Origin of the sequence: Arenimonas sp. SCN 70-307, from assembly GCF_001724815.1 — a bacterium.
GTDB lineage: Bacteria > Pseudomonadota > Gammaproteobacteria > Xanthomonadales > Xanthomonadaceae > Arenimonas.
Window position 1 is genome coordinate 391,181 of record NZ_MEDO01000014.1, and the last position, 25,521, is coordinate 416,701.

A 25,521-nucleotide genomic window follows, 5' to 3' on the forward strand; every position below is an offset into this window, starting at 1 on the left:
GATGGGGCGAGCATAGCCCAGCCCACCGCCCCGGGGCCGCAATGTGACCTGTTCCACGAAGCCAGGGTCAAAAAGTGACGCCTTGCGTCAGTTTGTGACTTGCCTCACAGAAGCAACAAGCCTGTCCCGCAACTGACTGGTCTTGCGTTCCTTACTAGGCCTATAGTCCGGCCTGTGACGGCCGTCAAAGGTTGGCACAGTAGTTGCACCACCGTAATAGCCCCCGCTCGGAGCGGAAATCCAAGGAAGGGATCGTCCTTTCCGGGGAAGGGCACCACAATCCACCTAGGGGATTTACCCATGAAGAAGATCCAGAAAGGTTTCACCCTGATCGAGCTGATGATCGTGGTCGCGATCATCGCCATCCTGGCCGCCATTGCTCTGCCGGCTTACCAGGACTACATCGCCCGTTCGCAGGTCGCTGCTGGCCTGGCTGACATCCGTGGCGGCGTGACGGCGTTCGAAGAGCTGATCAACCGTGGTTCGACTGGTACCGCGACCCCGGCCTCCGTCGGCCTGGCCAGCGCCACCGCCCGTTGCTCGACCATCGCGGCCACTGGCGCCTTCAACGCCACCAGCGGCCAGACTCTCGAGTGCACCATGCAGGGCAACCCGAAGGTCTCGACCAAGAAGGTCACCCTGACCCGCAATGCCTCGGGCGCCTGGAACTGCACCACCGACCTGGCTGCCGACGACAAGGCCAAGTACAACCCGGGCGGCTGCAACTAATCCCGAGCTTTACCAGCAGTACCTGGCAGGGGCTCCGGCCCCTGCCAGCCTGGTGGCGCCGAAGGGGACCGGCCCACCGCGAAGCAGGGACACTTCGCCATAGCGCCGCCCTTCCATCGGAGCAGGCTCGCATGCGCAGCATCAGGGGTTTTACTCTCATAGAGTTGATGATCGTGGTGGCCATCATCGCCATCCTCGCGGCCATCGCGCTCCCGGCTTATCAGGATTACACGATCCGTTCCCAGGTAACGGCTGGCTTGGCCGACATCACTGGCGGCAAGGCGCTTTACGAGGCGCAGGTCGTCGCCAACAACTCCTCCAGCTTCACCATCACCGATATCGGCCTGCAGAGCTCGACCGCCCGCTGCAGCGCCATCACCATGGATCCGGCCCCTGGCGCTGGCTACATTGATTGCGCAATGCGTGGCCATCCGCTGGTCCAGGGCAAGTTCGTCCGCCTCAACCGCAACAGCTCCGGTGAGTGGAACTGCACCACGGACGTCGCGGCCGACAAGCACAAGCCCGAAGGCTGCAACTGAAGTCTTTACAGGCGCGGCACTTCCGCGGAAGGTAGCGGCTCCATGCGGGCACCACCCGCCAACGTCGCCACGCCCGCCCGGATCCCGCTGCCCATGAACCCCTTGCGCCTCTTCCGCACGATCGCACCGATCCTGCTGGTCCTGCTCGCGGCCGCGGCCTATTGGCCCGGTCTGAATGGCGGGTTCCTGTTCGACGATTACCACAACATCCAGGTCAATCCGGCGATCCAGCTGAGCTCGCTGGACGCCGAGTCCCTGCAGCGCGCCGCGGGCGCCTACCAGGCCGGCGGCTATGGCCGCCCGCTGGCCACGGTCAGCTTCGCGCTCGACCACTATTTCCAGGGCAAGGACCCGGCGGGTTTCAAGCGCACGAACATCGCGCTGCACGCGCTCAACACCCTGCTCGTCTTCCTGCTGGCCAGCCGGCTGCTGGCCCTGCCCAGGGCGGCCCCTGCATGGTCGGTCTGGGCGGCCCTGGCGATCGCCGCAGGCTGGGCCATCCATCCGCTGCAGGTCTCGACCGTGCTGTACGTGGTGCAGCGCATGGAGATCCTGGTTGCCACGGCCACCCTGCTTGGCCTGCTGGCCTACCTGCGCGGCCGGCTGGCCCAGCGTGACGGTCGACGCGGCTGGCCCTGGCTGGGCGTGGCCGCGCTCTGCGGCGCGGTCGGCATGCTGGCCAAGGAGTCGGCGGTGCTGCTGCCCGTTTTCGCGCTCGCGCTCGAGGCCACCGTGCTGCGCTTCGAGGCTGGCCTCCCGGCGACGCGGCGCTTCCTACAGGTGGCCTACGCCGGCGGCGCGGCCATCGCCACGGTGCTGTTCTTCGGCTGGCTGCTGCCCCGGTTCGCCAGCCCCGAGACGTTCGCAATCCGCGACTTCACCGTCGGCGAGCGCCTGCTGACGCAGCTGCGCGTGCTGCCGATGTACCTCGGCCAGGTGCTGCTGCCGCTGCCCGACAGCATGACCTTCTATTACGACACCTTCCCCAAGTCGACTGGTTGGTTCTCCCCCGTCACCACCCTGCTCGGCGGTGTGTTCCTCGTCGCGCTGGCCGCGCTGGCCTGGCGCCTCCGCCGTGGGGCGCCGCTGGCGAGCCTCGGCATCCTGTGGTTCTTCGCCGGGCACCTGCTGACCAGCGGCCCCCTGAACCTCGAGCTCGTCTTCGAACACCGAAACTACCTGGCAATGTTCGGCATCGTGCTGGCGGTGGCTGACGGTGTCCGCCGGCTGCCCATGCAGGACGGCGAGGGCCTGAAGATCTTCGGGGTCGCCGCGGTGCTGGTTCTCGTCGGCGCGCTCACGCTGATCCGGGCCGCCACCTGGGGACATCCCCTGCTACTGGCTTCGGACCTCGTCGCGCGCAACCCGGACTCGCCCCGGGCAAGCAACGACCTGGCGATGATCTACGTCGGCATGTCGGACGGCGACCCGGATTCGCCATTCCTTTACATGGGAATGCAGGAATTCGAGCGCGGCTCCCGACTGCCGGGCGCCTCGCCGCTGCCCGAGCAGGGCCTGCTACTGATGGCCGCCGTCTCCGGCTACCCGACCGACCCGGCCTGGTGGGACCGTCTGGAGCACAAGATCCGCACCCAGCCGCTGGGGCCGCAGCAGGTGATGGCGGTGCAGGGACTACTCACCCAGCACCTGCGCGGCTTCCGGGTCGACCCTGAGCGCCTGGCGCGCGCCTACCAGGCCATGCTCGACCGGGGCGGCTTCCCGGGCCATGCCTACGCCACGTTCGCCGACTTCGTGCTGGTGGAGCTGGGCGACGAGGCGCGGGCCAATGAGCTGTTCGCGGAGGCCGTGGCGGCCGATCCAACGGACGCCCGGTTTGCGATGCACCTCCTGGAGACACTTCAGAGCGAGGGGCGAGGCGCACAAGCCAGAGCGGTGCTTGAGCGTATGCAGGCTATAGGAATGCAACTAAGTCCGAATAAGTCCTGACAACGTTGACTGCTGGCGGCCGACTGCGCCCTGGAGCGCGGCTGCCAACGAGACGGCAACCTCCGCCCAGGACTGCACTACGGTTGGGTCGATCCGTCGTGGCGACCCAAGCTGGCCGGCAATTCGATGCACCAGAGCCGGGACATCACCCGACGGATACAAGCACTCGGGCCACGCCCTGAGCACTCGGGCCACCTCCCCTACCTCCGCCGCCACCACCGGCACACCGGCCGATATCGACTCAACGAGCTTCATGGGATGGCAGGCGCGGGCGAATCGACTGTCCCGGTTGCAGACTACCGAAACATCCAAAGCCGCCAGCACGGAACGCGCTTCTTGATGGGGCACTTGCCCGAGTCGGTGAATTCGCGGATGGCGCACGCGCCGTGTCGCCCCCGACTCCCGGCCCGCCAGCACGAGATGGAGGTCTGAATAGCTATCGCACAATCGAAAAAACGCTTCGAAAAGATCGCCGATGCCCCGAGTCGGATCCAGTGCGCCGACGGCACCGACCAGGCGCACGCCAGAAGCCAAACCGAGGCGGCGCAGCAGCTCATCGCGACCGAAGATCGTCGGAGCCTCATCGACGCCGTTCGGAACATGAATCAGGCGGATACCCTGGCGTTGTCTTTCCTTGACGATCTCCATCAAGGAGCGACTGACGACGGTCAGAGCGGCCGCCCGGTCAAACGCCGCCCTCATCTCCCCGCGAAGGAAAGGGAAGCGAGTAAGGCCGAACGACTCGTAATCATCGTAAAGATCGACGACATGGGGAACCCCAAGGCGCGAAGCGACGCGGTCACCGATGACACAATGAAGTGCATCCGAGCTTGACCAAACGATATCCGGGCGCCGTATTACGTCAAGGACGTCAGCACGATAAGCCATCAAGCCCACGGGCGAGAATGCATAGTCCCTCCAATCAAACCCTGCCAGGCTGCTCCAGCCCTCCCCGGCCACCCTTGACCGATAGGAGAGTGACCGCACGTCGACTTGCCATCCCAGTCGGGCCAATTCCCGCGGCAGATTGTATAGACGGCCGTAGCGATCTCCCAAGGAGTCCCTGCCTGTCGAGTACCGCTTACACAAAACAAGAACCTTCATGTCAGCACCCGGCAGCCAGGCGCCGCATGATCGCAAGGTTTCCGCCAGCCGTCGTAGCTATTGACAGGTGGCGCTCCACTATTCGCCGCGCGTTTACTCCTTTCTCCAGCCAGTCCGAAGGTGGAGCCAGAAGCGCTCTCTCGAGGGCAAGTCTCAACGATTCAACCGAGTCCGGCTCGCAGACCCAGCCCGCTGCACTCCCGACGAAGTCATCAATCCCGCCACATCGCGTGCATATCACGGGCAGTCCAGCCTCCATGGCCTCGATTGCAGAGTTTGACATGCCCTCGTACCGGGACGGCAGCACGAACGCGTCGCTGTCGGCAAGGAGCCCTCTGACAGCTTCGCGAGGCACGCTGTCATGGATCGTCACCAAGTCCCTGAGCCCGAGCGACTTAAGCTGCGAAACCAACTCCTGCTTCAATGGACCGTCTCCATATAGCCGGAGCCGCCATTCAGGCAGGCGACTCGGAAGCGCCGCCAGAGCGATGAACAACAGATCCAGTCCCTTCTGCTTTTCTAGTCGCCCGGTCCAAACGAGCCTCCGCAATCCTGGTGCGCCGCGCTCCACCGGCGCGGAAAGGGCGATTCCATTTGGAACCCTGGAAATCTCCGGCGAACGGATCCCGATCGAATCCAACTCCTCCTCCACCAATCCGTTGATAAGGTTTATCGCCTCGATATGCCGATCGATTCGCCGCGCAATCCATCGCCACCCGGGAATCGACCTGATGTAGGAGACATCACCCGAACCACGGGCATTGATGGGACATGCCAGAACCGGCCAGCGACAAAGACGCAGGGACTTGAGTACCGCGATCGAAACAACGGCATCACCTAGGCCACGGCAATAAACCACATCCACCTTATCTCTGAGTGACAGAACCAATCCAAGTATCGAGAGGAAATACGAGGCGGCACGACCAGCGCGCCCGAGACCTCGCCACACCTTGATCCTTCTGGTAGGGACACGGTTCCTTCCCACCGCCACCGAACCTTCTGGCAAAGCGTGACCGGCGACCATCACGCAGGCTCCGGCATCGACCCAGGCATCCACCATACGTGCCGTCTGGTTCTCCGCCCCACCAAGCACGAAGGGTGGCAGATTCGCAATCGCTAGAATCCTCAGGGCTCTGTCAGTCATTGTGTTGGCGCCAGGCGATGACCATCAGTGCCGCCCACAGGGCATGTCCTGCATCCAATCTTCCGGAAAGGTGGTCGTCGTACAACCGGCGGAGCCCGGCTTTATCTAGTCCCGGGATGTCGCCGGCACCAGAAATCAACTCCTCTGCCCAGGACCTCAGACCGCCCCGGAGCCAAGCGCTCACCGGCACGTCGAACCCGTGCTTGCGACGCTCCGAGACTTCGGGCGGAAGGTGTCTTGATAGCATTCGCCGCAACACAGGCTTTCCAGCGCCGTCGCGCCTAACCAATTCATCGGCGAGGCCCCATGAGAACGAAAGTATCGCAGAGTCGAGCAACGGGACGCGCAACTCCAGGCCACTGGCCATGCTCGATCGATCGAGCTTAGTGTGTATACCGTCCGCGAGAACGGTCGATTGATCCAAATAGCGCATGCTCTCACCTGGCGTCAGCGACTTGCGCGGCCACTCCCGGACGTGGGATGCAAGCGTCGACCGGCACGGGGATGAGAGGACCCTGCCCGAACCAGGGAATGCGAGCCAAGCTTCGTAGAAGGCCCCGAATTCCTTCTCCCGCAAGCGATCCACCAACCTGTTCGCTCGCTGAGGCAGTCGCCCCAGGCCAGGGGAAACCATCCTTCCAACGGCACGGAGCAGCCCCTCCAGGCAGCGAACTACCGGCGTTGGCAGCGCCGAGGCAATTCGCCACGCATCCTCGCAATCGAGATATCGCTGGTACCCACCGAAGAGCTCGTCGCCGCCATCCCCGGTGAGGGCAACCGTAACGTGTTCGCGAATGGCCCTTCCTACGAGGACGGCAGGCAACTGGGCCATGTCCGCGAAGGGCTCGTCATAGATTTCTGCCATCGATGGGACGAGATCCATTGCGGCATGGCTAGGCAAGCGAAGGATGTGGTGCTCGGTGCCGAGTAGTCTGGCCACCCTCTGCGAAACCTCCGATTCATCGAGGCCCGCCTCGTCGAAGCCGACACAAAACGTCTGAACGCGTCCTGAGGCCTGTCTTTGCATCGACTCAACGACAAGCGAGGAGTCAATGCCACCCGAAAGAAGTGCGCCAACCGGGACATCGGCGTTCATCCGCGATCGAACTGACGCGTCCAGCAGACGCTGGGCCTCACCGGCGGCCTCATCCAACCCTCCTTCCCACGGCGAGCGGGCCGCCTCATCGACGATGCTGGCGAGTGACCAATAGTTCTTTAGCCGGCACTGGAAAGTGACAAGGTCCCAAGCAGACCCAGCATCACCAAGCTTCAAGCGAAGGAGCGTGCCCGGAGGGATCTTGTAGACCGCGGGATGGATCGAAAGGGGAGAAGGAATGAACCCCCATCTGAGCAATGAATGCACTGCTTTCTCGACCATGCCACCACGCCACGAGGGATGGCATCGCAAGGCCTTGAGCTCGGAGCCGAAAACGATATCTCCACCCAGCCAGCCAACGTAAAGAGGTCGTTCGCCCGTCTTGTCCCGGGCGAGGAACAACTCGCCATTGATTCGATCCCAGGCAGCCAACGCGAACATGCCTTCGCAGCGCACCAATGCGGATTCGACCCCCCAATCCGCGATCGCACGAAGCAAGACCTCCGTGTCCGACGTTCCCCGCCAGGCTTGGGAATGACCGCCCAACGCCTTGCGAAGCGATTGGTGGTTGTAGATCTCGCCATTGAAACTGATGGCCCACCGCCCCTCCCGGTCGAGCATCGGTTGGGAGCCCGCTTCGGACAGGTCCAGGATGGCCAACCGCCGATGGACGAACGCCACGCCTGCGCCAGCATCCTGCCAAATGCCCTGTCCGTCCGGCCCTCGGTGCGCAAGTGCCCTTGCCATGGCCACCAATGTGTCCGGGGAGGTCGATCCCGGGCCCAGTACGCCTGCTATGCCGCACATCCTCGTTTCCCCGGCCTTTGGAGAGGGTCATTCATGCCTGGACGTGGACCGGCTTTCGACAGGCAACCTCGACACCGTTCCCAGCGTGCCTGGTTCGTACGTCCTCGGCGCCTAGGGTATGGAGAAGCCGCCTGAGTTCACCGGAGGTACGTCGATGCTTGTACACGTCGGTCATGGCATCGTGTGTGTCGAGCAGCATCCATTCGTAATACATATCGCGATCGCGTAGCCCAAAATGCGGCCAGTAATTGACGATGGGTGTAAGCCTGCTGAGAAGGAATTGGGCCAGCCGGCTCCTGCGGAACTTCCAGATGACCGGGAACCAGAAATCGAACACGCGCTTCACGGCGTCGAACTGTTTCTCCTCGGGAAGCGCGAGGAAGTACCACCGGTAGACCATCCCCGCCACGCCCAAGGGAGGGGGAAGGTAGTTCCTGACTTTCCTCCGGTAATGGTCGAAAACCAGCCTGCCGCCAGGCCTCACACGCGACCAGAGGCTGCGTACTGTTTCGTCAGGATCCGGCGTGTGCTGGACGACCCCAAGGCAGACCACGAGGTCATAGGCTTCCGCCGGGAAGGGCATCCGCCGGACATCTGCTTGGACAAGCACGAGGCGCTCGTTGCCACCGTTGTTCTTCCAGTTGGCCTCGACCGCGTTGGAGTAGTCGAAGGAGTCGACCCAGGCCCCGGCCTTGAGGAGGAGCTCCGTGAACCGGCCCGCACCCGACCCCGCCTCGAGAACGCGCAGACCCTCCAAGCGGCCAATCGGGTGGCCCAAGCAACGCTCGAGTCGTTCTGCTGACAAGCTCAGCCCCGTATAGGAGTCCAACTGGGTTTTCGCGAACATCAGCCATTGCTTGCCAAACGCGTTGGCGTAGTTCCCCGAACCCACGAACCGTGGGATGTGCCCCACGACCGGGTAGCCGCCCCCATCCGAAGAATGCAGAAATCCATCTTCAGACTGGACCAATGGCACACCGGTCTTCGGATCGCGCAGCCGCGCCAAAGCGTGCTCAGAAAGTTTCGTGTTGGGGCTCAAGCTTTCACCCACTGTCGGCCCGTGTAATCAATCCGGTAGAGCAGCGGCATCGCGCCCGAGCGACCCAGGTATTCATCCGTCGCCTTGCGCGCCCCCTGCCAATGCCCATAGTCATCGACTGTCACCACGCCTCCCTTAGGCACCCTTGGGTACAGGTGCTCGAGCTCGTGCAGGGTGGATTCGTACCAGTCGGTGTCCAGCCTTAGGAAAGCGACCTGTTCTGGCGCCGCCTCGGGAATAGTGTCGCGAACGTCGCCGCGCCAGAAATGCACACGCTCCATCGGATAGCCCAGCGATCCGATGTTCTCACGAACTTCCTCCTGACTTGCCTCGCACCATCTTTCACCCTTGGCACGCACCGCGAGCTTCTGGTGGACGCTGCTGGCTGGCTTTCCCGTGAAATCGACATCGACATCGTCCGGCGGCGTCATACCTTCGAATGTGTCGAACAAGTGGATATCCCTCGCTCCGCCGAGGCGCTGAAGGGTCAGAATTGCGGCCATCGATTGGCCGCCTCGCCAAACGCCACATTCCACGAAATCGCCCGGAACGCCCGCACGATGGATGTACGCCACTGCCGCAATCGTCGCCAGCGCCTGCTCAAAGCTCGCCATCGTGTACGGCGCGACTTTGGCGGCGATCTCGCGCTGCCAGCCATCGACATCCGGCCATGGGTCACCCTGGCGAAATGCACGCACCGCTCGTTTGAATCGTCCGATCATTTCTTCTCCCCCAACTGCTGACCCACCGCCAACTTGAATATTCGGCACGATGATCCGAACCAACGCGAGAACCCGACCCTGCTTTCAATGCCCCACGAGCTTCCCAGCACCATACAGCCCGAATAGAGGATGCCAGCAGGGCGCTCCGCCTGAACTTCGAATCCATTGGCCTCAAAGCACCGCCGCCACCACCACCTCGAGAAATAGATAGTTTCCGTGAACACGTTACCCCGCTCGCCATGCCGCGAAGGGAGCAGATCGTCGACCATCCTCCGACTCAGGCCACCGCCGCCCTCCATCCCAGGACCAACATCCGGCCGCCTGAGACGCCTAAGAATCCGGCTGATAACCCACACGGGGTGAGCGACAGTTGTCCAAAGACGCCATGCAGGGGTCGGAAGCACGTGCACCGCCACCCCCGACGGCGCGAGGACTCGACGAATCTCCGACATCAGCCCGACAAGATCCGATACGTGCTCCAGTACGTTAGAACTGAACACGATGTCAAAGGAGGAGTCATCGAATGGAAGGCGTTTCCCGTCGTAGTCCACGACTTCGAATACCCGCGACCCCGAGTACGCGCTGGTTGCCAGTTCTACGGCGCTCACCCGATAGCCCATGGAAGAGAGGCATGCGGCCTGAAAGCCGGTCCCAGCCCCGAGCTCAAGCAGCCTAGGTGCATTGCCGTTGTCCCTGACAGGAGGGAGCAGGGTCAGTGCAACCCTCAACTCGTGGCTGCGCATGTTGTGCAAATGGTTATGCGGCACTAACCGACTCCCGGCGACCTGGCCAAAGTATCCTTGCCCAGAATAGCGCCGCCATGAATGCTTCCATCGAAACCAGGGCGGCCATTGCACCGACTGCCCCGCGGGCAGGAGCGAGGCTCATTGCCAGCAAGGCGAATACGACCAGCGAGGCCGCCTCGCAGGCTGTCCTCCAGGCGATATGGCCACGTCCCAACAGGACTGATGCTGCAACCACCCGCACGCAGTAGAGCAGTACGTAAGCCGCCATCCATGCACCCAAACCCGCAATGGCGCTGAACGCGGGTCCAAGCACAACCACAACGAATGGTGCCGCGACCCAGACCACCGCGCCGGCGGCCACGCCGTAGAGCGCCGCCAGGGACGCCATGACCCCGATGCGAACCCCATCGGAAAGGCCCGCGTCGTGCCCACGGAACAACCGAGGCAAAGCCGCAGCTGAAATCGCCTCCACCGGGATGGAGGCGATCGCAGCAAGTCGCTGGCCAACGGAGTAGTGGCCTGCCGCCGTTTCACCACCCCACTTCAATGCGAGCGACTTGTCCAGCGACCCCACAGCCAACCCACTGGCCCACAGACTCGAGTATGACAGCGCGTCCAACACTTCGGATCGGCTGGTCCCCGACATGCGCCAGCCCACACCAAGCCGCGCACCCGAGCGCATGACCACGAAGTAGACGCCGGCCACGGTTGCAGCAAGGTGCGCCAGTGCAACGCCATGCAGGCCAACGCCACTTGGAAGCATTATCAGGGCTACAAGCCGGGCGCCGGCCAAGACGACCGGCACGGCGGCGGACCGCCCCATGTCGCCAACGCTTGCATACGCAAAGGCAATCTGGGTTGCAATCGGCGCTACCACCACCTCCGAGAACAACAGGTAGGCCAGAACTTGGAACTCGAACGTCGTCGCCAAGTCCAGGACCAAGTCCGCTACGAGCAGCGCGGCAGCGAAAAGCCCCATTGAGCTCCATGCCATCACCCCGAGGACACGCCCCCACATTTGCGCGACGGTGACTGATCCGGTCGCTACGTCCCGGTACATCTTCAAACCCATGCCAAGGCCGGCAAACCCGCCCGCGGCGACCCCAAGACTGGCGACGCCGATGAATGCGCCATACTGATTAACGCCTAGCCAATGCGCCAAGGCAACCATCCAGCCGAGCTGGACCAGCAGACGCAGCCCGTTCCACCAGATTACGCGGAGCGTGCTGTTGACCAGTCCGCCAGCCGACGAACTACTCGCGTTCATTCCACCAGTTTCCCGATTGGCTTGGCGAGACGTTCCGCGATGGCCATCGATGGTGAATCGACAGGAAGCCTCAGTGCAGGCTCCCAAGCGAACGATGCGTGGCTGCCCACGAAATCCCTGATCCGTTGCCGGTCCAAGCCGGAAACCTGAACCACGCCGGTATCGATCCCATCCTGACGCTCGGTCTCGGTCCGCAGCAACAAGGTCGGAATGCCAAGCATGGCTGCCTCCTCCTGATTGCTGCCGCCGTCGGTGAGCAGGAACCTCGCGCCCCCGAGCCAATCAATGAAGGTCACGTAATCGGTTCGTTCGACAAGCTCCATTCCGGGCTCGGACTCCAACTTCGCCAACCAGCCCACCCGGGCAAGCTTCACCCGCGTGACCGGATGGAGCACAAACTTCAACCTGACAGTCCTCGACGCCAGTGCAACCTCTTCCATGAGTACGTTGAGGCGAGCCCGTGAACCAAGGTTTTCGCTACGGTGCAGTGACACGATGGCATAGGGGCGCTCCCGGCCGCGCGGCGGGGACCTCGACGCAGCGCATTTATCAAGCGCCAGTTTCAGGGAGTCGGCCAACGTATTGCCCCCGGTATCGATGACTTCACCGGACGAGCCGATAAGGTTATTGACTGCCGTTTGATCCGGCGCAAAGTGGACCGAGGTCGCCCGCGAAACCAAGCGGCGGATTAATTCTTCGGGAAAGGGCGACCAGAGCCTGGGGGACCGCAATCCAGCCTCAACGTGCGCCACGGGTATTCCCGCGAGCCTGAGCATGATTGCCGACAGCAGTGTCGACGCAGTATCTCCGTGCACGACGCCCGCCGTGAAGCCCCTCCATTCTCCTTTCCGGATCCTCGAGTAAGCGGCGACAAGGAATCTGCATGCCCAACCCACCAGGCCAGGGGCCGTATCCGCTTCGACGCCCGGAACCAGGATATCCACTGCGGGTGCCACACCGAACGCCCGCTCAAGTTCGCCGAACGTCTCTGAGTGCTGCCCGGTATAGACCAACCGATACTTCACTCCCACTTTGTCCATGGCGATCAGCACCGGCGCTGTCTTGATGAACTGGGCCTTGGTACCTACGAGCACTAGGACGTCCTGCCTTCGCATGTTCATTCCTGTCTGCGGTTGCCCTGAGCCGACAGGTAGGTAAGCGACGTGATCTGCTCCGACACCAACCCGATGAGGAAGACGATCACGGCTGCACTCAGCAACAAGGCGCTCATATTTGTGAAGCGGCCCATCGTCAGGTACGTGAAAAGATAGTGCCCAGCTCCTGCAAGGAGGAACGAGAGCGAGGCGGGCAGGAAAAGCTTGAGAGGCGAAAACAGCGTCGCAATCCGAAAAATGATCAGCAGAAACCTCAATCCATCCCGCACGGGCCGGATATGGCTGGCCGTGCCCACCCTGCGGCCCACGTCCACCGGCACATAGTCCACCGGATAGGCGCTCCTGAAAAACGCCATCGTGCTGGTCGTCGGGTAACTGAACCCATTGGGCAGCAGGTGCAGGAACTCCCGGAACCGCTCGGCCTTGGCCACCCGGAACCCCGACGTCAGATCCTTGATCTCGTGCCCCGTCATCCAGGACGCCAGCCGGTTGTATAGCCCGTTGGCCAGCCCGCGGCCGACACTGGCCTGCCCCGAGCCGTCCCGGGCACCTACGACCATGTCGTAACCCTCGTCGAGCCGGGCCAGCAGCATCGGGATATGCGCCGGGTCATGCTGCCCATCGGCGTCCATGAAAACCAGCACCTCCCCCGTGGCGGCCCGCGCCCCGCGCTTGATCGCCGCCCCGTTCCCCATCGAGTACGGGGAGCTGAGCACCCTCGCCCCGGCCGCCCGCGCCACCTCGGCGGTCTCGTCCGTCGAGCCGTCGTCGACCACGATCACCTCGACCTCCGGCAGCACCCCGGCGATAGCCGGCAATGTCCGGCGCAACCCCTCGGCCTCGTTCTTGGCTGGGAGGATGATGCTGATTTTCATGAATTCCCCGGATCCGCCTGATTCTGGGGTACTTTACACGGACGCCCGCCGGCGGGAACCGGGGCCCGAGGGGCTGGCCGGGGCGGCGTTTTGGGTTAGAGTGGCCGCGAAGGCGCGGCTCGGGGAGGAAGGGTGAACGCCAACGCGACTGCCAACCTGGTGGGGATCACGGGCATTGCCCGGCGCCTGGTGCTGGACGGCCACCTGGCCGAGGCCGACGCGCGCAAGGCCCTGGACGAAGCCAGCAAGGCCAAGCAGCCGGTCCACAAGTACCTGCTGGAAAAGAAGCTGGCCAGCTCGGCCCAGATCGCCGGGGCCAATGCCGTCGAGTTCGGCATGCCCCTGTTCGACGCCACGGCCCTGGACCTGGGGCAGGCCGCCACCAAGCTCATCAGCGAGGAGCTGATCAACAAGCACCAGGCCCTGCCGCTGTACAAGCGCGGCAACCGCCTGTTCGTGGGTATCTCCGACCCCACCAACACCCGGGCGCTGGACGAGATCAAGTTCGCCGCCAACCTCACCGTCGAGCCCATCCTGGTCGACGAGGACCGCCTGCGCCGCACCATCGAGCTGGCCCTGACGGCCAGCGACTCGATGGACTCGGGCATGGGCGACGACGAGGGCCTCGAGAACCTCGAATCCAGCGGCGGCGACGACGAGCCCTCCGACAACCTGGCCGACGCCAAGGGCGGCGACGACACCCCGGTGGTGCGCTTCGTCAACAAGGTGCTGCTCGACTCGATCAAGCGCGGCGCCTCGGACATCCATTTCGAGCCCTACGAAACCGAGTACCGCGTGCGCCTTCGCATGGACGGCATCCTGCGCACGGTGGCCAAGGCACCCGTGAAGCTGCACCCGCGCATCACCGCCCGCCTGAAGGTGATGGCCGCCCTCGACATCGCCGAGCGCCGCCTGCCCCAGGACGGCCGCATCAAGCTCAACATCAGCAAGACCAAGCAGATGGACTTCCGCGTGTCCACCTGCCCCACCCTCTTCGGCGAGAAAGTGGTGCTGCGCCTGCTCGACGGCAGCGCGGCCAAGTTGGGCATCGACAAGCTGGGCTACGAGGAAGACCAGAAGCAGCTTTATCTCGACGCCCTGGCCAAGCCCTACGGCATGATCCTGGTCACCGGCCCCACGGGCTCCGGTAAAACCGTGTCGCTGTACACCGGCCTGAACATCCTCAACACCGACGAACGCAACATCTCCACCGCCGAGGACCCGGTCGAAATCCGCGTCGCGGGCATCAACCAGGTGCAGATGAACCCCAAGAAGGGCATGACCTTTGCCGCGGCCCTGCGCAGCTTCCTGCGCCAGGACCCGGACGTGATCATGGTCGGCGAGATCCGCGACCTCGAAACCGCCGAGATCGCCGTCAAGGCGGCCCAGACCGGCCACCTGGTGCTCTCCACCCTGCACACCAACGACGCCCCGCAGACGGTGTCGCGACTGATGAACATGGGTATCGCGCCCTACAACATCACCTCGTCGGTCACCATCATCATCGCCCAGCGCCTCGCGCGCCGCCTGCACGATGGCTGCAAGCGGCCGATCACGCTGCCCGAGAACGCGCTGCTGGCGGAAGGCTTCTCGCCGGAGGACGTCAAGGCCGGCATCACGCTCTACGAGCCGGTCGGCTGCGAAGACTGCAACGACGGCTACAAGGGCCGCGTCGGCATCTACCAGGTGATGCCGATGGCCGAGAACATCCAGAAGATTATCCTCGAGGGCGGCAACGCCATGCAGATCGCGGAGGCCAGCCAGGCGGCCGGCGTGCGCGACCTGCGCCAATCCGCCCTTTGGAAGGCCAGGCAGGGCGTCACCAGCCTGGCCGAAGTCAACCGCGTGACCAAGGACTAAGCCATGGCGACCACCGCTGCGAAAGCGAAAGCCCCCGCGACGCGTACCTCCGAGATGCAGCAGTTCACCTGGGAGGGTACCGACAAGCGTGGCGTGAAGATGAAGGGCGAAACCACGTCCAAGAACGCCAACCTGCTCAAGGCGGAGCTGCGCAAGCAGGGCATCAACCCGACGGTGGTGCGGGCCAAGTCCAAGCCACTTTTTGGCAAGACGGGCAGCGCGATCACGGCCCAGGAGATCTCGATCTTCAGCCGCCAGATCGCCACCATGCTGCAGTCCGGTGTGCCGATGGTGCAGAGCTTCGAGATCCTGGCCACCGGCCAGAAGAACCAGCGCATGGCCGACATGCTCACCGACATCCGCGACAACATCGCGGGTGGTTCGTCGCTGAGCGAGGCCATGGCCCGGCACCCTGTGCAGTTCGACCTGCTCTACCGCAACCTCACCCGCGCGGGCGAAGCTGCGGGTGTGCTCGACACGGTCCTCGACACGGTCGCCACCTACAAGGAGCGCACCGAGGCGCTGAAGGGCAAGATCAAGAAGGCCCTGTTCTATCCCGCGGCGGTCATGGCGGTGGCCATCCTGGTGTCGGCCATCCTGCTGATCTACGTGGTTCCGCAGTTCGAGGACGTGTTCAAGGGCTTCGGCGCTGACCTGCCGGCCTTCACCCAGATGATCGTCAACGCCTCGCGCTTCCTGACGCAGTGGTGGTGGGCCATCCTCCTGATCGTGGTCGGCTCAATCGGTGGATTCATCTTCATCTACAAGCGCTCCCCAGCCCTCGAGCGCACGGTAGACCGCCTGATGCTCAAGCTCCCCGTCATCGGCCAGATCCTCCACCAGTCCGCCATCGCCCGCTACGCCCGCACCCTGGCGCTCACCTTCAAGGCCGGCGTGCCCCTGGTCGAGGCCCTGGAAACCGTGGCCGGCGCCACCGGTTCGATCGTCTACAACGACGCCGTCAAGCGCATCCGCGAGGACGTGTCGGTGGGCTACCAGCTCAACGTGGCCATGAAGCAGGTCGGCATCTTCCCGCACATGGTGGTCTCGATGACCGCCATCGGCGAAGAGGCCGGCGCGCTCGACACCATGCTGCTCAAGGTCGCCGAGTTCTACGAGCAGGAAGTCAACAACTCCGTCGACGCCCTGGCCAGCCTGATCGAGCCCTTCATCATGGTGGTCATCGGCGTGCTCGTGGGTGGCATGGTGGTCGGCATGTACCTGCCGATCTTCAAGCTCGCGGCCACCGTCGGCTAAGCGCGCATGCTCGAACTGCTCCAGGACTCGGCCGCGCTGGCGGCCGGCGTCGCCCTGCTCTTCGGCCTGCTGGTAGGCAGCTTCCTGAACGTGGTCATCCTGCGGCTGCCGCCCCGGCTGGAGTGGCAGTGGCGGCGCGACGCCCGCGAGATACTGGAAGTGCCGGAGCACTACGAGCCGGCCCCGCCCGGCATCGTCGTGCAGCGTTCGGCCTGCCCCAAATGCGGCCACAGGCTGGCGCCCTGGGAAAACCTGCCCCTGCTCAGCTTCGTCCTGCTGCGCGGCAAGTGCCGCGGCTGCGGCACGCCCATTTCCTGGCAGTACCCCATCGTCGAACTCGCCACCGGCCTGATGTTCGCCGCCTGCGTGCTGCGCTTCGGCCTCGGCCCCGAGGCCCTGGCCGCCATGGCCTTCAGCGGCTTCCTGGTGGCGCTGACGGGCATCGACCTGCGCACCACCCTGCTGCCCGACCAGCTCACCTACCCGCTGCTCTGGCTGGGCCTGGGCCTGGCCACGATGACCCTGTTCGTTTCGCCGGTGCAGGCCATCTTCGGCGCCCTGGCCGGCTACCTGAGCCTCTGGAGCGTCTACTGGGGCTTCAAGCTGCTCACCGGCAAGGAAGGCATGGGCCACGGCGACTTCAAGCTGCTGGCCGGCCTGGGCGCCTGGTGCGGCGTGGCCGGCATCCTGCCCATCGTGCTGATGTCGTCCTTCATCGGCGCCATCGTCGGCACGGCCTGGCTGGCCCTGCGCGGCCAGGATCGCGCCACCCCGATTCCCTTCGGCCCCTACCTGGCCGCCGCCGGCTGGGTGCAGCTGATGTGGGGCCCGCAGATCCTGCAGGCCTACCGCGACTGGTCCGGCCTGAACTGAGGCCATGGCGGCCTTCGTCGTCGCGGTGACCGGCGGCGTGGCCTCGGGCAAGTCCGAGGCCACCCGCGAGTTCGAGCGCCTGGGCATCACCGTGGCCGACGCCGATGTCGCCGCACGCGCCGTGGTCGAGCCCGGCCAGCCGACGCTGGCGGCGGTGGTGGCGCATTTCGGGGCCGGGGTCCTGGGCCCCGATGGCCGCATCGACCGCGCGGCCATGCGCCAGCACGTCTTCAACGACCCGCCCGCCCGCACGGCGCTCGAGGGCCTGCTGCACCCGCCCATCCGCGCCTGGCTGCGCGCCGCCTGCGAGGCCGCCACCTCGCCCTACGTCGTGGTCGCCATCCCCCTGCTCGCCGAGGGCGGCGGCCGCGCGGCCTACCCCTGGCTGGGCCGCATCCTGGTGGTCGACGTGCCCGGAGCCGTGCAACTGGCCCGCCTGCAGGCGCGCGACGGCGTGGATGCGGCGCTGGCGGCGCGAATGGTGGCGGCGCAGGCATCGCGTGCCCAGCGGCTCGCGCTGGCCGACGATGTGATCATCAACGACGGGGGGCTGTTCGAGCTGCAGGACGCCGTGCGGCGCTTGCACGCCCGATACCTGGAATCGTCCCCGTAGGAGCTCGGGGCTACTTCGGCCAGAAAGCCCGGATGCCCGCCACACCCTGCCCGCCATGCCTCCGGGCCGTGGCCACATCCTGCGGCCGCATCCCGCCCAGGGCGTAGATGGGCAGCGAAACGCCCTCGCGCAGGCGGGAGAAACCCTCCCAGCCCAGCGTGGCGGCGCCCGGGTGGCTCTCGGTGGCGCGCACCGGGCCCAGCACGGCGAAATCCAGGCCCAAGCGCTCGGCCTGGGCCAGCTCGTCGGCATCGTGGCAGGAGGCCGCCACGAGCTGGCCCGCCGGCAGGGGCCGCTCCGCCAAGCCCATCAGCTGCTTCGAGGTGAGATGCACGCCGATGCCCAGCTCGGCCGCCACGGCCACTTCGCCGTTGACCAGCAACTCGGCCCCGGCGGCATGGCAGCGCGTGCGCGCGTCCATGGCCAGCTCGGCCAGCGCCTTGGCCGGCATGGCCTTGGCGCGCAGCTGTACGCGCCGGACGCCGTTGGCCAGCGCCTTGTCGAGCCGTAAAAGGAAGGAGGCCGCCGACTCCGGCTCGGGGCTGATCAGGTAGCGCGCCGGCGCCGTCAGCGCCGCCACCACCGGCCGGTCGGCGGGCGGCATCGGATAGGAGGCGAGTTTCTCGGGCGGGGCCCAGGCCAGGGCCTGCTTCTCCAGGCCGCGGGCGGTGCCGGTGAAGGACGGCACCTCGTAGACATCGAGCACGATGCGCTTGCCGGGGTAGGCCTGCGGCACCGACACCAGCGGCTCGGCAGCCTGGATGCGGATGCCCAGCTCCTCGTGCAGCTCGCGTTCGAGCGCCTGGAACGGGGTTTCGCCCGGCTCGACCTTGCCGCCCGGGAATTCCCAGGCGCCGGCCAGGTCGCGCCCGGCGGTGCGCCGGGCCAACAGGATGCGGCCGCGGGCGTCCCTCAGGACGGCCGCGACCACGTGCACGGGAGGCTTAGGTCGGTCTCCGGGCATGCGTCCGGCTCAACTCCGGTCGGTCAGTCGAGCTTGCCGTGGCACTGCTTGTACTTCTTGCCGCTGCCGCAGGGGCAGGGGTCGTTGCGGCCGGTCTTGGGCCCCTCGCGGGTGACCGGTGCCAGCACGCCCTGGCCTTCGCGGGCCAGCGCCTGCGCCTGCTCGGCCTCTTCCTCGGTGCCGTAGCCGCCGGTCTCGGGGTGCTGGAACTGCATCTTGTTGGCTGCGGCGGCGGCACGCTGCCGCTCGGCGGCCTCCATCGCGGCCACCTCCTCCTCGCTGCGGATGCGCACGCGGGCCAGCAGCGACACCACTTCCTGCTTGACCTTGTCGAGCATCTCGGTGAACAGCTCGAAGCTCTCGCGCTTGTACTCCTGCTTGGGCTGCTTCTGGGCATAGCCGCGCAGGTGGATGCCCTGGCGCAGGTAATCCATGCGCGCCAGGTGCTCCTTCCAGTTCTGGTCGAGCACGTTGAGCATCAGGTGGCGCTCGAGGTGGCGCATCATCTCCGGGCCGATCTGGGCTTCCTTGTCGGCGAACATGCGCTCGCCGGCCTCCTGCACCAGCGCCAGGATGCGCTCGTCGTCAACGCCTTCCTCGCGCTCGACGAGGCCCTGCAGGTCCACCACCACGCCGTACTCGTCGGCCAGGCTGCGCTGCAGGCCGGCCAGGTCCCACTGCTCGTCGATCGACTCGGCCGGCACGTGGCGGCGGGTGACCTCGGCCAGCACGTCCTCGCGGATGGCGGCGATGGCGTCGGCCACCGACTCGGCCTCGAGCAGCTCGTTGCGCTGCTGGTAGACCACCTTGCGCTGGTCGTTGGCCACGTCGTCGAAGTCGAGCAGGTTCTTGCGGATGTCGAAGTTGTGCGACTCGACCTTGCGCTGCGCGTTCTGGATCTGCTTGGTCACCAGGCCGGACTCGATGACGTCGTCCTCCTTCATGCCCATGCCGCGCATCGCCTTCTGCACCCAGTCGGAGGCGAAGATGCGCATCAGGTTGTCTTCGAGCGAGAGGTAGAAGCGCGACGAACCCGGGTCGCCCTGGCGGCCCGAACGGCCGCGCAGCTGGTTGTCGATGCGGCGGCTCTCGTGGCGTTCGGTGCCGATGATGTGCAGGCCGCCCAGCGCCTTGACCTCGTCGTGGCGCGCCTGCCACTGGGCCTTCACGCGGGCCTTGTCGGCCTCGCTGGCGTCCTCGCCCAGGGCGTGCAGCTCGGCCTCGAGCGAGCCGCCGAGCACGATGTCGGTGCCGCGGCCGGCCATGTTGGTGGCGATGGTGACGGCCTTCGGGCGGCCGGCGTTGGCGACGATCTGCGCCTCGCGCTCGTGCTGCTTGGCGTTGAGCACCTCGTGCGGGATGCCGGCCTTCTTGAGCTGGGTGGCCAGCAGCTCCGAGGTTTCGATCGAGGTGGTGCCCACCAGCACGGGCTGGCCGCGCTCGTAGCAGTCCTTGATGTCCTCGATCACCGCGTTGAACTTGGCCGGGCGGGCCAGGTAGACCAGGTCCGGGTGGTCCTTGCGCACCATCGGCCGGTGGGTGGGGATGACCACCACTTCAAGGCCATAGATGGTCTGGAACTCGTAGGCCTCGGTGTCGGCCGTGCCGGTCATGCCGCCGAGCTTGGCGTACATGCGGAAGTAGTTCTGGAAGGTGATCGAGGCCAGCGTCTGGTTCTCGCGCTGGATCGGCACGCCTTCCTTGGCCTCGACGGCCTGGTGCAGGCCGTCGGACCAGCGGCGGCCGGCCAGGGTGCGGCCGGTGAACTCGTCGACGATGATGACCTCGCCGTCGCGCACGATGTAGTCCACGTCGCGCTGGTAGATGGCGTGCGCGCGCAGCGCGGCGTTGAGATGGTGCACCACGGCCAGGTTGTTGCCCGAGTACAGGCCGTCGCCCTCGGCGATGATGCCGGCCTCGCGCAGCAGCTCCTCGGCGTGCTCCATGCCCTGTTCGGACAGGTGCGCCTGCTTGCCCTTCTCGTCCACCCAGTAGTCGCCCTCGCCCTGCTCGGACTCCTGCTTGACCAGCTTGGGAACGATGCGGTTGACCTTGATGTACAGCTCCGGCGACTCATCGGCCGGGCCCGAGATGATCAGGGGCGTGCGCGCCTCGTCGATCAGGATCGAGTCGACCTCGTCGACGATGGCGAAGTTCAGGCCGCGCTGGAAGCGGTCCTCCTTGGCCAGCGCCATGTTGTCGCGCAGGTAGTCGAAGCCGAATTCGTTGTTGGTGCCGTAGGTGATGTCGGCGGCATAAGCGCCCTTCTTGTCGCCGTGCGGCATGCCCGGGAAGACCACGCCGACGCTCAGGCCCAGGAAGTTGTAGAGCTTGCCCATCCAGGCCGAGTCGCGCTTGGCCAGGTAGTCGTTGACCGTCACCACGTGCACGCCCTTGCCGGCCAGCGCATTGAGGTAGGTGGGCAGGGTCGCCACCAGGGTCTTGCCTTCGCCGGTGCGCATCTCGGCGATGCGGCCCGAGTGCAGCACCATGCCGCCGATCAGCTGCACGTCGTAGTGGCGCAGGCCCAGCACGCGGCGCGACGCCTCGCGGCACACGGCGAAGGCCTCGGGCAGCAGGTCGTCGAGCTTGGCGCCGTCGGCCAGGCGGGCCTTGAACTCGTCGGTCTTGGCGCGCAGGGCGGCATCGTCGAGCTTCTCGAGCTCAGGCTCGTAGGCGTTGATGCGGGCGACGTTCTTCTGGAACTGGCGCAGCAGGCGTTCGTTGCGGCTGCCGAAGATGCGGGTGAGCAAGCTGTTGAGCATTGGGAAAGCCGGTTGGGGAGCGCGCGGCGCGCTCGGCGCAAAAGAACAAGGCCGCGGCAGCCCTCGGGGGCGTCGCGGCCGTCTAGTCTAACGTGGGGACGGGGGACGGGGTATCAAGCCCCCGTCCGGGGCCATCAGCCGCGGTTCTTGTCCAGGTAGTTGCGCGGGTTGACCTGGCGGCCGTTGAGCGTCACCTCGAAGTGCAGGTGCGAGCCGGTCGAGCGGCCCGTGGAGCCCACCTTGGCGATCTGCTGGCCGGAACGGACCACGTCGCCGGCCTTCACCAGGTTGGCCTGGTTGTGGGCGTAGAGGGTCTTGTAGCCGTTGCCGTGGTCGATCTCCACCACGTTGCCGTAGCCGCTGCGCCAGCCCGAGAAGCTGACCACGCCCTCGGCGGCGGCGGTGACCGGGTCGCCGGCGTTGGCGTCGATGTCGATGCCGGCGTGGTGGGCGCGGCCGCCGCCGAACGGATCGGAGCGGGCGCCAAAGCGGGAGGAGACGTAACCCGGGGCCGGCATGCCCGACGGGGTGCGCTTGTTCTCGAGCTGCTGGTTGAACAGCATCGCCTCGAGCACCGACAGCTGGCGGCCGGAGTGGGCGAACTGCGCCTCGAGCGAATCCAGGCCACCCATCAGGTCGCGGGCCGGCATGTCCACGGCCGTCTCGGCGCCGCCCTGGCCGGGCAGGTCGTTGAAGTTGAACTCGCCGTCCTTGAGCTTGCCGACCTGGGTCAGGCGCTCGCCGAGGGCGTTGAGGCGGTTGGCCTGCGCCTGCAGCTCGGCGACGCGGGCGGCGATGGCGTTGACCTCGACCTGGGCCTGCTCGCGCGCGGCGGCGAGGTCGGCGGCCTGCTGGTCGAATTCGGCCTGGAGCTTGGCGATCTCGGCCTTGGCGGCGCCGTCGGCGCCCCGGGCGAGGAAGCCGGCGGTGAACGCCAGGCCCAGCACCAGCCCCACGATGCCCAGCGCCGAGGCCAGGACCTTGGGCTGGTCGAAGGCCAGTTTTTTTGGCCCCCGGAGGAAATTTGCTGCGATGATGACGTTCATCATGAGTGACGCTTCCAAACCTTCCGTCCGCGGCGCCGCACCGCCGACCCGCCTTCCCCCGCGCGCGCTCGAAGCGCTCTCCGGGACCGGGCTGGCCAGCGTGGTCGAACGCGCCCGTTGGCTGGGCGAACTCGACCCCGTGCTTCGCCAGAGTCTCCCCGCCACCTTGGCCGACCAGTGCAAGCTGGCCAACGTGGATGACAAGAACTTGGTGTTCCTCGTCAGCGCCCCGGTCTGGAAGGCCAGGCTGCGGCTCCATGCCGACGCCCTGCTGGACGCGGCGGCCGCGGCCGGGCTCAAGGCCAGGACGCTGGTGGTGAAAGTGGCGCCGCCCGAACCTGCCATCCCCGCAGGAACCGGCCAATCGAAACCACTTTCCGAGGCAGTCCGCGATTCACTGCGGGCCACCGCCCAATCGGTCTCGGACCCGGGGTTGCGTGCTCAGCTTCTGCGGCTGGCTGGGAAACCCCGGTCGACGACCGACGGGGCATGATGCCCCGGCTGGCGGGGCCTGTCGTTAATCAGGCGTTAAATACAGGTTAAAGCGACCCGATCGGGTCGCTTCCTTCAGACGGCCTGCGCCGGATGGGCGTAGGAGATCGGCGCCAGGGCCGGATCCTCGAAGGTCACCTCTTCCCAGGCCGAGGTATCGGCCAGCAGGGTGCGCAGCAGCTGGTTGTTGAGCGCGTGGCCGGACTTGTAGCCGTAGAAGGCGCCGATCAGGCTGTGGCCCAGCAGGTACAGGTCGCCGATGGCGTCGAGGATCTTGTGCTTGACGAACTCGTCCTCGTAGCGGAGGCCGTCGTCGTTGAGCACGCGGTAGTCGTCGAGCACGATGGCGTTGTCCATCGAGCCGCCCAGCGCCAGGTTGCGCTCGCGCAGGAACTCGATGTCCTTCATGAAACCGAAGGTGCGGGCGCGGCTGACTTCCTTGACGAACGAGGTCGTCGAGAAGTCGATTTCCGTGCTCGAGGTCGCCTTGTTGAAGATCGGGTGGGCGAAGTCGATGGTGAAGCCGACCTTGAAGCCCTCGAAGGGCTCGAAGCGGGCCCACTTGTCGCCGTCGGTGACCTTGATCGGCTTCTTGATGCGGATGAAGCGCTTGGCCTTGTTCTGCTCCTCGATGCCCGCCGACTGCAGCAGGAACACGAAGGGGCCGGCCGAGCCGTCCATGATCGGCACCTCGGCCGTGGACAGGTCCACGTAGGCGTTGTCGATGCCCAGGCCGGCCATGGCCGACAGCAGGTGCTCGATAGTCATCACCCGGACGTTGTCCTCCACCAGCGCGGTGCACAGGCTGGTGTCGCCGACCTTTTCGGCCTTGGCGTGGATCTCGATGGGCTGGTCGAAGTCGACCCGCCGGAAGACGATGCCGGTGTCGGGCGCAGCCGGGCGCAAGGTCATGTAGACCTTTTCGCCGCTGTGCAGGCCGACGCCCGTGGCGCGGATGACGTTCTTGAGGGTGCGTTGTCTGATCATTTTTAAGGCGTTCTCCGGAAAAGGAGCGCGCAAAACCGTCCCGAACGATAACACAGCGCCGAACAAACGAAAACCTAACATTCAAACAATTGTATTGATCCTGCAACCCCGTTCACGTTCCAGGCCCCTGGCCGGGGCGGGAAAAGGGCCCGCCGGAGCCTTCCGGCGGGCCAAAACCTGCATTTCCCCTGGGGACGCCCCGCGGGCCGGGGCCCGCGGGTCCTGCCCGGGCGGCCATCCGGGCCACCCGGTGTGGCGGGCCGGCGCCTGGTCGGGCGCCGGTCCTGCCGGGTTGGATCAGTCGGCCTGGCGACGCAGGAAGGCCGGGATGTCGAGGTAGCTGGTGTCGCCGCCCAGGCCGGACAGGGCCGTTTCGGCGCCCGACACCGGCTCGGACGAGCCACGACCGGCACGCAGGCCCATCGGGTTGGGGGTGCTGGCGCCGCCGTTGGCGTAGGCCGTGGCGACCTCGTCGACCATGCCGGTGGTGGCGTTGCGCACCAGCTTGACCGGGGCCCGGTGGGTCTCGCGCTCCGGGGTCCGGACCGGCTGGCGCACCACGCCGCGGTTGAGGCCGGTGGCCACCACGGTCACGCGCACCTCGTCCTGCATCTCGGGGTCGAGCGAGGTGCCGATGACGACGGTGGCGTCCTCCGAGGCGAAGTCCTCGATGGTGCGGCCGATCTCGTCGAACTCGGCCATGGTGAAGTCCGGGCCGGCGGTGATGTTGACCAGCACGCCGTTGGCGCCCGAGAGGTTGACCTCGTCGAGCAGCGGGTTGGAGATGGCGGCCTCGGCGGCGGCCTGGGCGCGGTCGTCGCCGCGGGCGATGCCGGTGCCCATCATGGCCAGGCCCATCTCGCTCATCACGGTGCGCACGTCGGCGAAGTCGACGTTGATCAGGCCCGGGCTGACGATCAGGTCGGCGATGCCCTTCACGGCGCCCAGCAGCACGTCGTTGGCGGCGCGGAAGGCCTGCACCATGGTGGCCTGGCGGCCGAGCACGGTGATCAGCTTCTCGTTGGGGATGGTGATCAGCGAGTCGCAGTGGTGGCTCAGCTCCTCGATGCCCTTGAGCGCCACCTGCATGCGGCGGCGGCCCTCGAACGGGAAGGGCTTGGTGATCACGGCCACGGTGAGGATGCCCATCTCCTTGGCCAGCTGCGCCACGACCGGGGCCGCGCCCGTGCCGGTGCCGCCGCCCATGCCGGCGGTGATGAACACCATGTCGGCGCCCTCGAGCGCCTCGACGATGCGCTCGCGGTCCTCGAGCGCGGCCTGGCGGCCCACTTCCGGGTTGGCGCCGGCGCCCAGGCCCTTGGTGACGTTGCCGCCCAGCTGCAGCTGCAGCTTGGCGCCGCACTGCTTGATGGCCTGCGCGTCGGTGTTGGCGGTGATGAATTCCACGCCCTCCACGCCTGCGTTGACCATGTGCGCCACGGCGTTGCCGCCGCCGCCGCCCACGCCCACCACCTTGATCACCGCATTGGGTGCCAGCTTCTCGATCAGTTCGAAATGTGCCATGTCCTCGTCC

22 protein-coding genes are annotated in these 25,521 nt (G+C 65.9%); 8 read left to right on the forward strand and 14 right to left on the reverse strand.

Annotation, left to right across the window (positions count from 1 at the left end):
- Positions 1-300 precede the first annotated feature (300 nt).
- From ABS41_RS08115 to ABS41_RS08125, 3 genes are all read left to right on the forward strand, one after another.
- Positions 301-729: a pilin gene (locus ABS41_RS08115; protein WP_290592735.1), complete on the forward strand. Its 429-nt coding sequence runs from the start codon at positions 301-303 to the stop codon at positions 727-729.
- 131 nt (positions 730-860) lie between these two features.
- Positions 861-1,268: a pilin gene (locus ABS41_RS08120; protein ID WP_290592737.1), complete on the forward strand. Its 408-nt coding sequence runs from the start codon at positions 861-863 to the stop codon at positions 1,266-1,268.
- A gap of 93 nt (positions 1,269-1,361) precedes the next feature.
- Positions 1,362-3,215: a tetratricopeptide repeat protein gene (locus tag ABS41_RS08125; protein ID WP_290592739.1), complete on the forward strand. Its 1,854-nt coding sequence runs from the start codon at positions 1,362-1,364 to the stop codon at positions 3,213-3,215.
- Here the strand turns inward: ABS41_RS08125 and ABS41_RS08130 are convergent.
- The 9 genes from ABS41_RS08130 to ABS41_RS08170 form a co-directional block, all read right to left on the reverse strand.
- Positions 3,195-4,319, reverse strand: coding sequence for a glycosyltransferase family 4 protein (locus ABS41_RS08130; RefSeq protein WP_290592741.1), 1,125 nt, complete (start codon positions 4,317-4,319; stop codon positions 3,195-3,197). The genes ABS41_RS08125 and ABS41_RS08130 overlap by 21 nt on opposite strands.
- A 1-nt stretch (position 4,320) precedes the next feature.
- Positions 4,321-5,463 (reverse strand): glycosyltransferase family 4 protein, encoded by a 1,143-nt coding sequence (locus ABS41_RS08135; RefSeq protein WP_343123828.1) that lies wholly within the window; start codon positions 5,461-5,463, stop codon positions 4,321-4,323.
- Positions 5,456-7,366, reverse strand: coding sequence for an asparagine synthase (glutamine-hydrolyzing) (gene asnB, locus ABS41_RS08140; RefSeq protein WP_290592745.1), 1,911 nt, complete (start codon positions 7,364-7,366; stop codon positions 5,456-5,458). The genes ABS41_RS08135 and asnB overlap by 8 nt, the downstream gene beginning before the upstream one ends.
- A 31-nt stretch (positions 7,367-7,397) precedes the next feature.
- Positions 7,398-8,213: a class I SAM-dependent methyltransferase gene (locus ABS41_RS08145; RefSeq protein ID WP_290592747.1), complete on the reverse strand. Its 816-nt coding sequence runs from the start codon at positions 8,211-8,213 to the stop codon at positions 7,398-7,400.
- Positions 8,214-8,401: 188 nt separating this feature from the next.
- Positions 8,402-9,127: a TylF/MycF/NovP-related O-methyltransferase gene (locus ABS41_RS08150; RefSeq protein WP_290592749.1), complete on the reverse strand. Its 726-nt coding sequence runs from the start codon at positions 9,125-9,127 to the stop codon at positions 8,402-8,404.
- Positions 9,124-9,870, reverse strand: a complete 747-nt coding sequence (locus tag ABS41_RS08155; RefSeq protein WP_290592751.1) for a class I SAM-dependent methyltransferase — start codon at positions 9,868-9,870, stop codon at positions 9,124-9,126. Before ABS41_RS08155 ends, ABS41_RS08150 begins: the two co-directional genes overlap by 4 nt.
- 13 nt (positions 9,871-9,883) lie before the next feature.
- Complete coding sequence (locus ABS41_RS08160) at positions 9,884-11,140, reverse strand: hypothetical protein (protein ID WP_290592753.1); 1,257 nt, start codon at positions 11,138-11,140, stop codon at positions 9,884-9,886.
- Positions 11,137-12,255 (reverse strand): UDP-N-acetylglucosamine 2-epimerase, encoded by a 1,119-nt coding sequence (locus ABS41_RS08165; protein ID WP_290592755.1) that lies wholly within the window; start codon positions 12,253-12,255, stop codon positions 11,137-11,139. The genes ABS41_RS08160 and ABS41_RS08165 overlap by 4 nt, the downstream gene beginning before the upstream one ends.
- Before the next feature lie 2 nt (positions 12,256-12,257).
- Positions 12,258-13,130, reverse strand: a complete 873-nt coding sequence (locus ABS41_RS08170) for a glycosyltransferase family 2 protein (RefSeq protein ID WP_290592757.1) — start codon at positions 13,128-13,130, stop codon at positions 12,258-12,260.
- Between the two features lie 132 nt (positions 13,131-13,262).
- Between ABS41_RS08170 and pilB the strand changes: the two genes are divergently transcribed.
- The 4 genes from pilB to coaE are packed head-to-tail and all read left to right on the forward strand — an operon-like array spanning position 13,263 to position 17,733.
- Positions 13,263-14,990, forward strand: coding sequence for a type IV-A pilus assembly ATPase PilB (gene pilB / locus ABS41_RS08175; protein WP_290592759.1), 1,728 nt, complete (start codon positions 13,263-13,265; stop codon positions 14,988-14,990).
- Positions 14,991-14,993: 3 nt separating this feature from the next.
- Positions 14,994-16,247, forward strand: coding sequence for a type II secretion system F family protein (locus ABS41_RS08180; protein ID WP_290592761.1), 1,254 nt, complete (start codon positions 14,994-14,996; stop codon positions 16,245-16,247).
- Positions 16,248-16,253: 6 nt separating this feature from the next.
- On the forward strand, positions 16,254-17,120 hold the full coding sequence (locus ABS41_RS08185) for an A24 family peptidase (protein ID WP_290592764.1): 867 nt from the start codon (positions 16,254-16,256) through the stop codon (positions 17,118-17,120).
- Between the two features lie 4 nt (positions 17,121-17,124).
- Complete coding sequence (coaE, locus tag ABS41_RS08190) at positions 17,125-17,733, forward strand: dephospho-CoA kinase (RefSeq protein ID WP_290592766.1); 609 nt, start codon at positions 17,125-17,127, stop codon at positions 17,731-17,733.
- A 10-nt stretch (positions 17,734-17,743) separates the two neighbouring features.
- Here the strand turns inward: coaE and ABS41_RS08195 are convergent, their stop codons facing one another.
- The 3 genes from ABS41_RS08195 to ABS41_RS08205 all read right to left on the reverse strand — a co-directional run bounded on the left by ABS41_RS08195 (position 17,744) and on the right by ABS41_RS08205 (position 22,511).
- On the reverse strand, positions 17,744-18,697 hold the full coding sequence (locus tag ABS41_RS08195; protein WP_290592768.1) for a Nudix family hydrolase: 954 nt from the start codon (positions 18,695-18,697) through the stop codon (positions 17,744-17,746).
- 23 nt (positions 18,698-18,720) lie between these two features.
- A complete protein-coding gene (gene secA, locus ABS41_RS08200; protein WP_290592770.1) occupies positions 18,721-21,462 on the reverse strand; it encodes a preprotein translocase subunit SecA in 2,742 nt (913 codons plus the stop codon).
- Positions 21,463-21,596: 134 nt separating this feature from the next.
- Positions 21,597-22,511, reverse strand: a complete 915-nt coding sequence (locus ABS41_RS08205) for a M23 family metallopeptidase (protein ID WP_290592772.1) — start codon at positions 22,509-22,511, stop codon at positions 21,597-21,599.
- Here ABS41_RS08205 and ABS41_RS08210 point away from each other — a divergent pair.
- Positions 22,495-23,001: a DciA family protein gene (locus tag ABS41_RS08210; protein WP_290592774.1), complete on the forward strand. Its 507-nt coding sequence runs from the start codon at positions 22,495-22,497 to the stop codon at positions 22,999-23,001. The two genes, ABS41_RS08205 and ABS41_RS08210, sit on opposite strands and share 17 nt — an antisense overlap.
- Positions 23,002-23,075: 74 nt before the next feature.
- Here the strand turns inward: ABS41_RS08210 and lpxC are convergent, their stop codons facing one another.
- Together lpxC and ftsZ are read right to left on the reverse strand one after the other, a co-directional pair.
- Positions 23,076-23,987, reverse strand: a complete 912-nt coding sequence (gene lpxC, locus ABS41_RS08215; RefSeq protein WP_290592776.1) for a UDP-3-O-acyl-N-acetylglucosamine deacetylase — start codon at positions 23,985-23,987, stop codon at positions 23,076-23,078.
- 297 nt (positions 23,988-24,284) lie between these two features.
- Complete coding sequence (gene ftsZ, locus ABS41_RS08220) at positions 24,285-25,511, reverse strand: cell division protein FtsZ (RefSeq protein WP_290592778.1); 1,227 nt, start codon at positions 25,509-25,511, stop codon at positions 24,285-24,287.
- Positions 25,512-25,521: the final 10 nt, after the last annotated feature.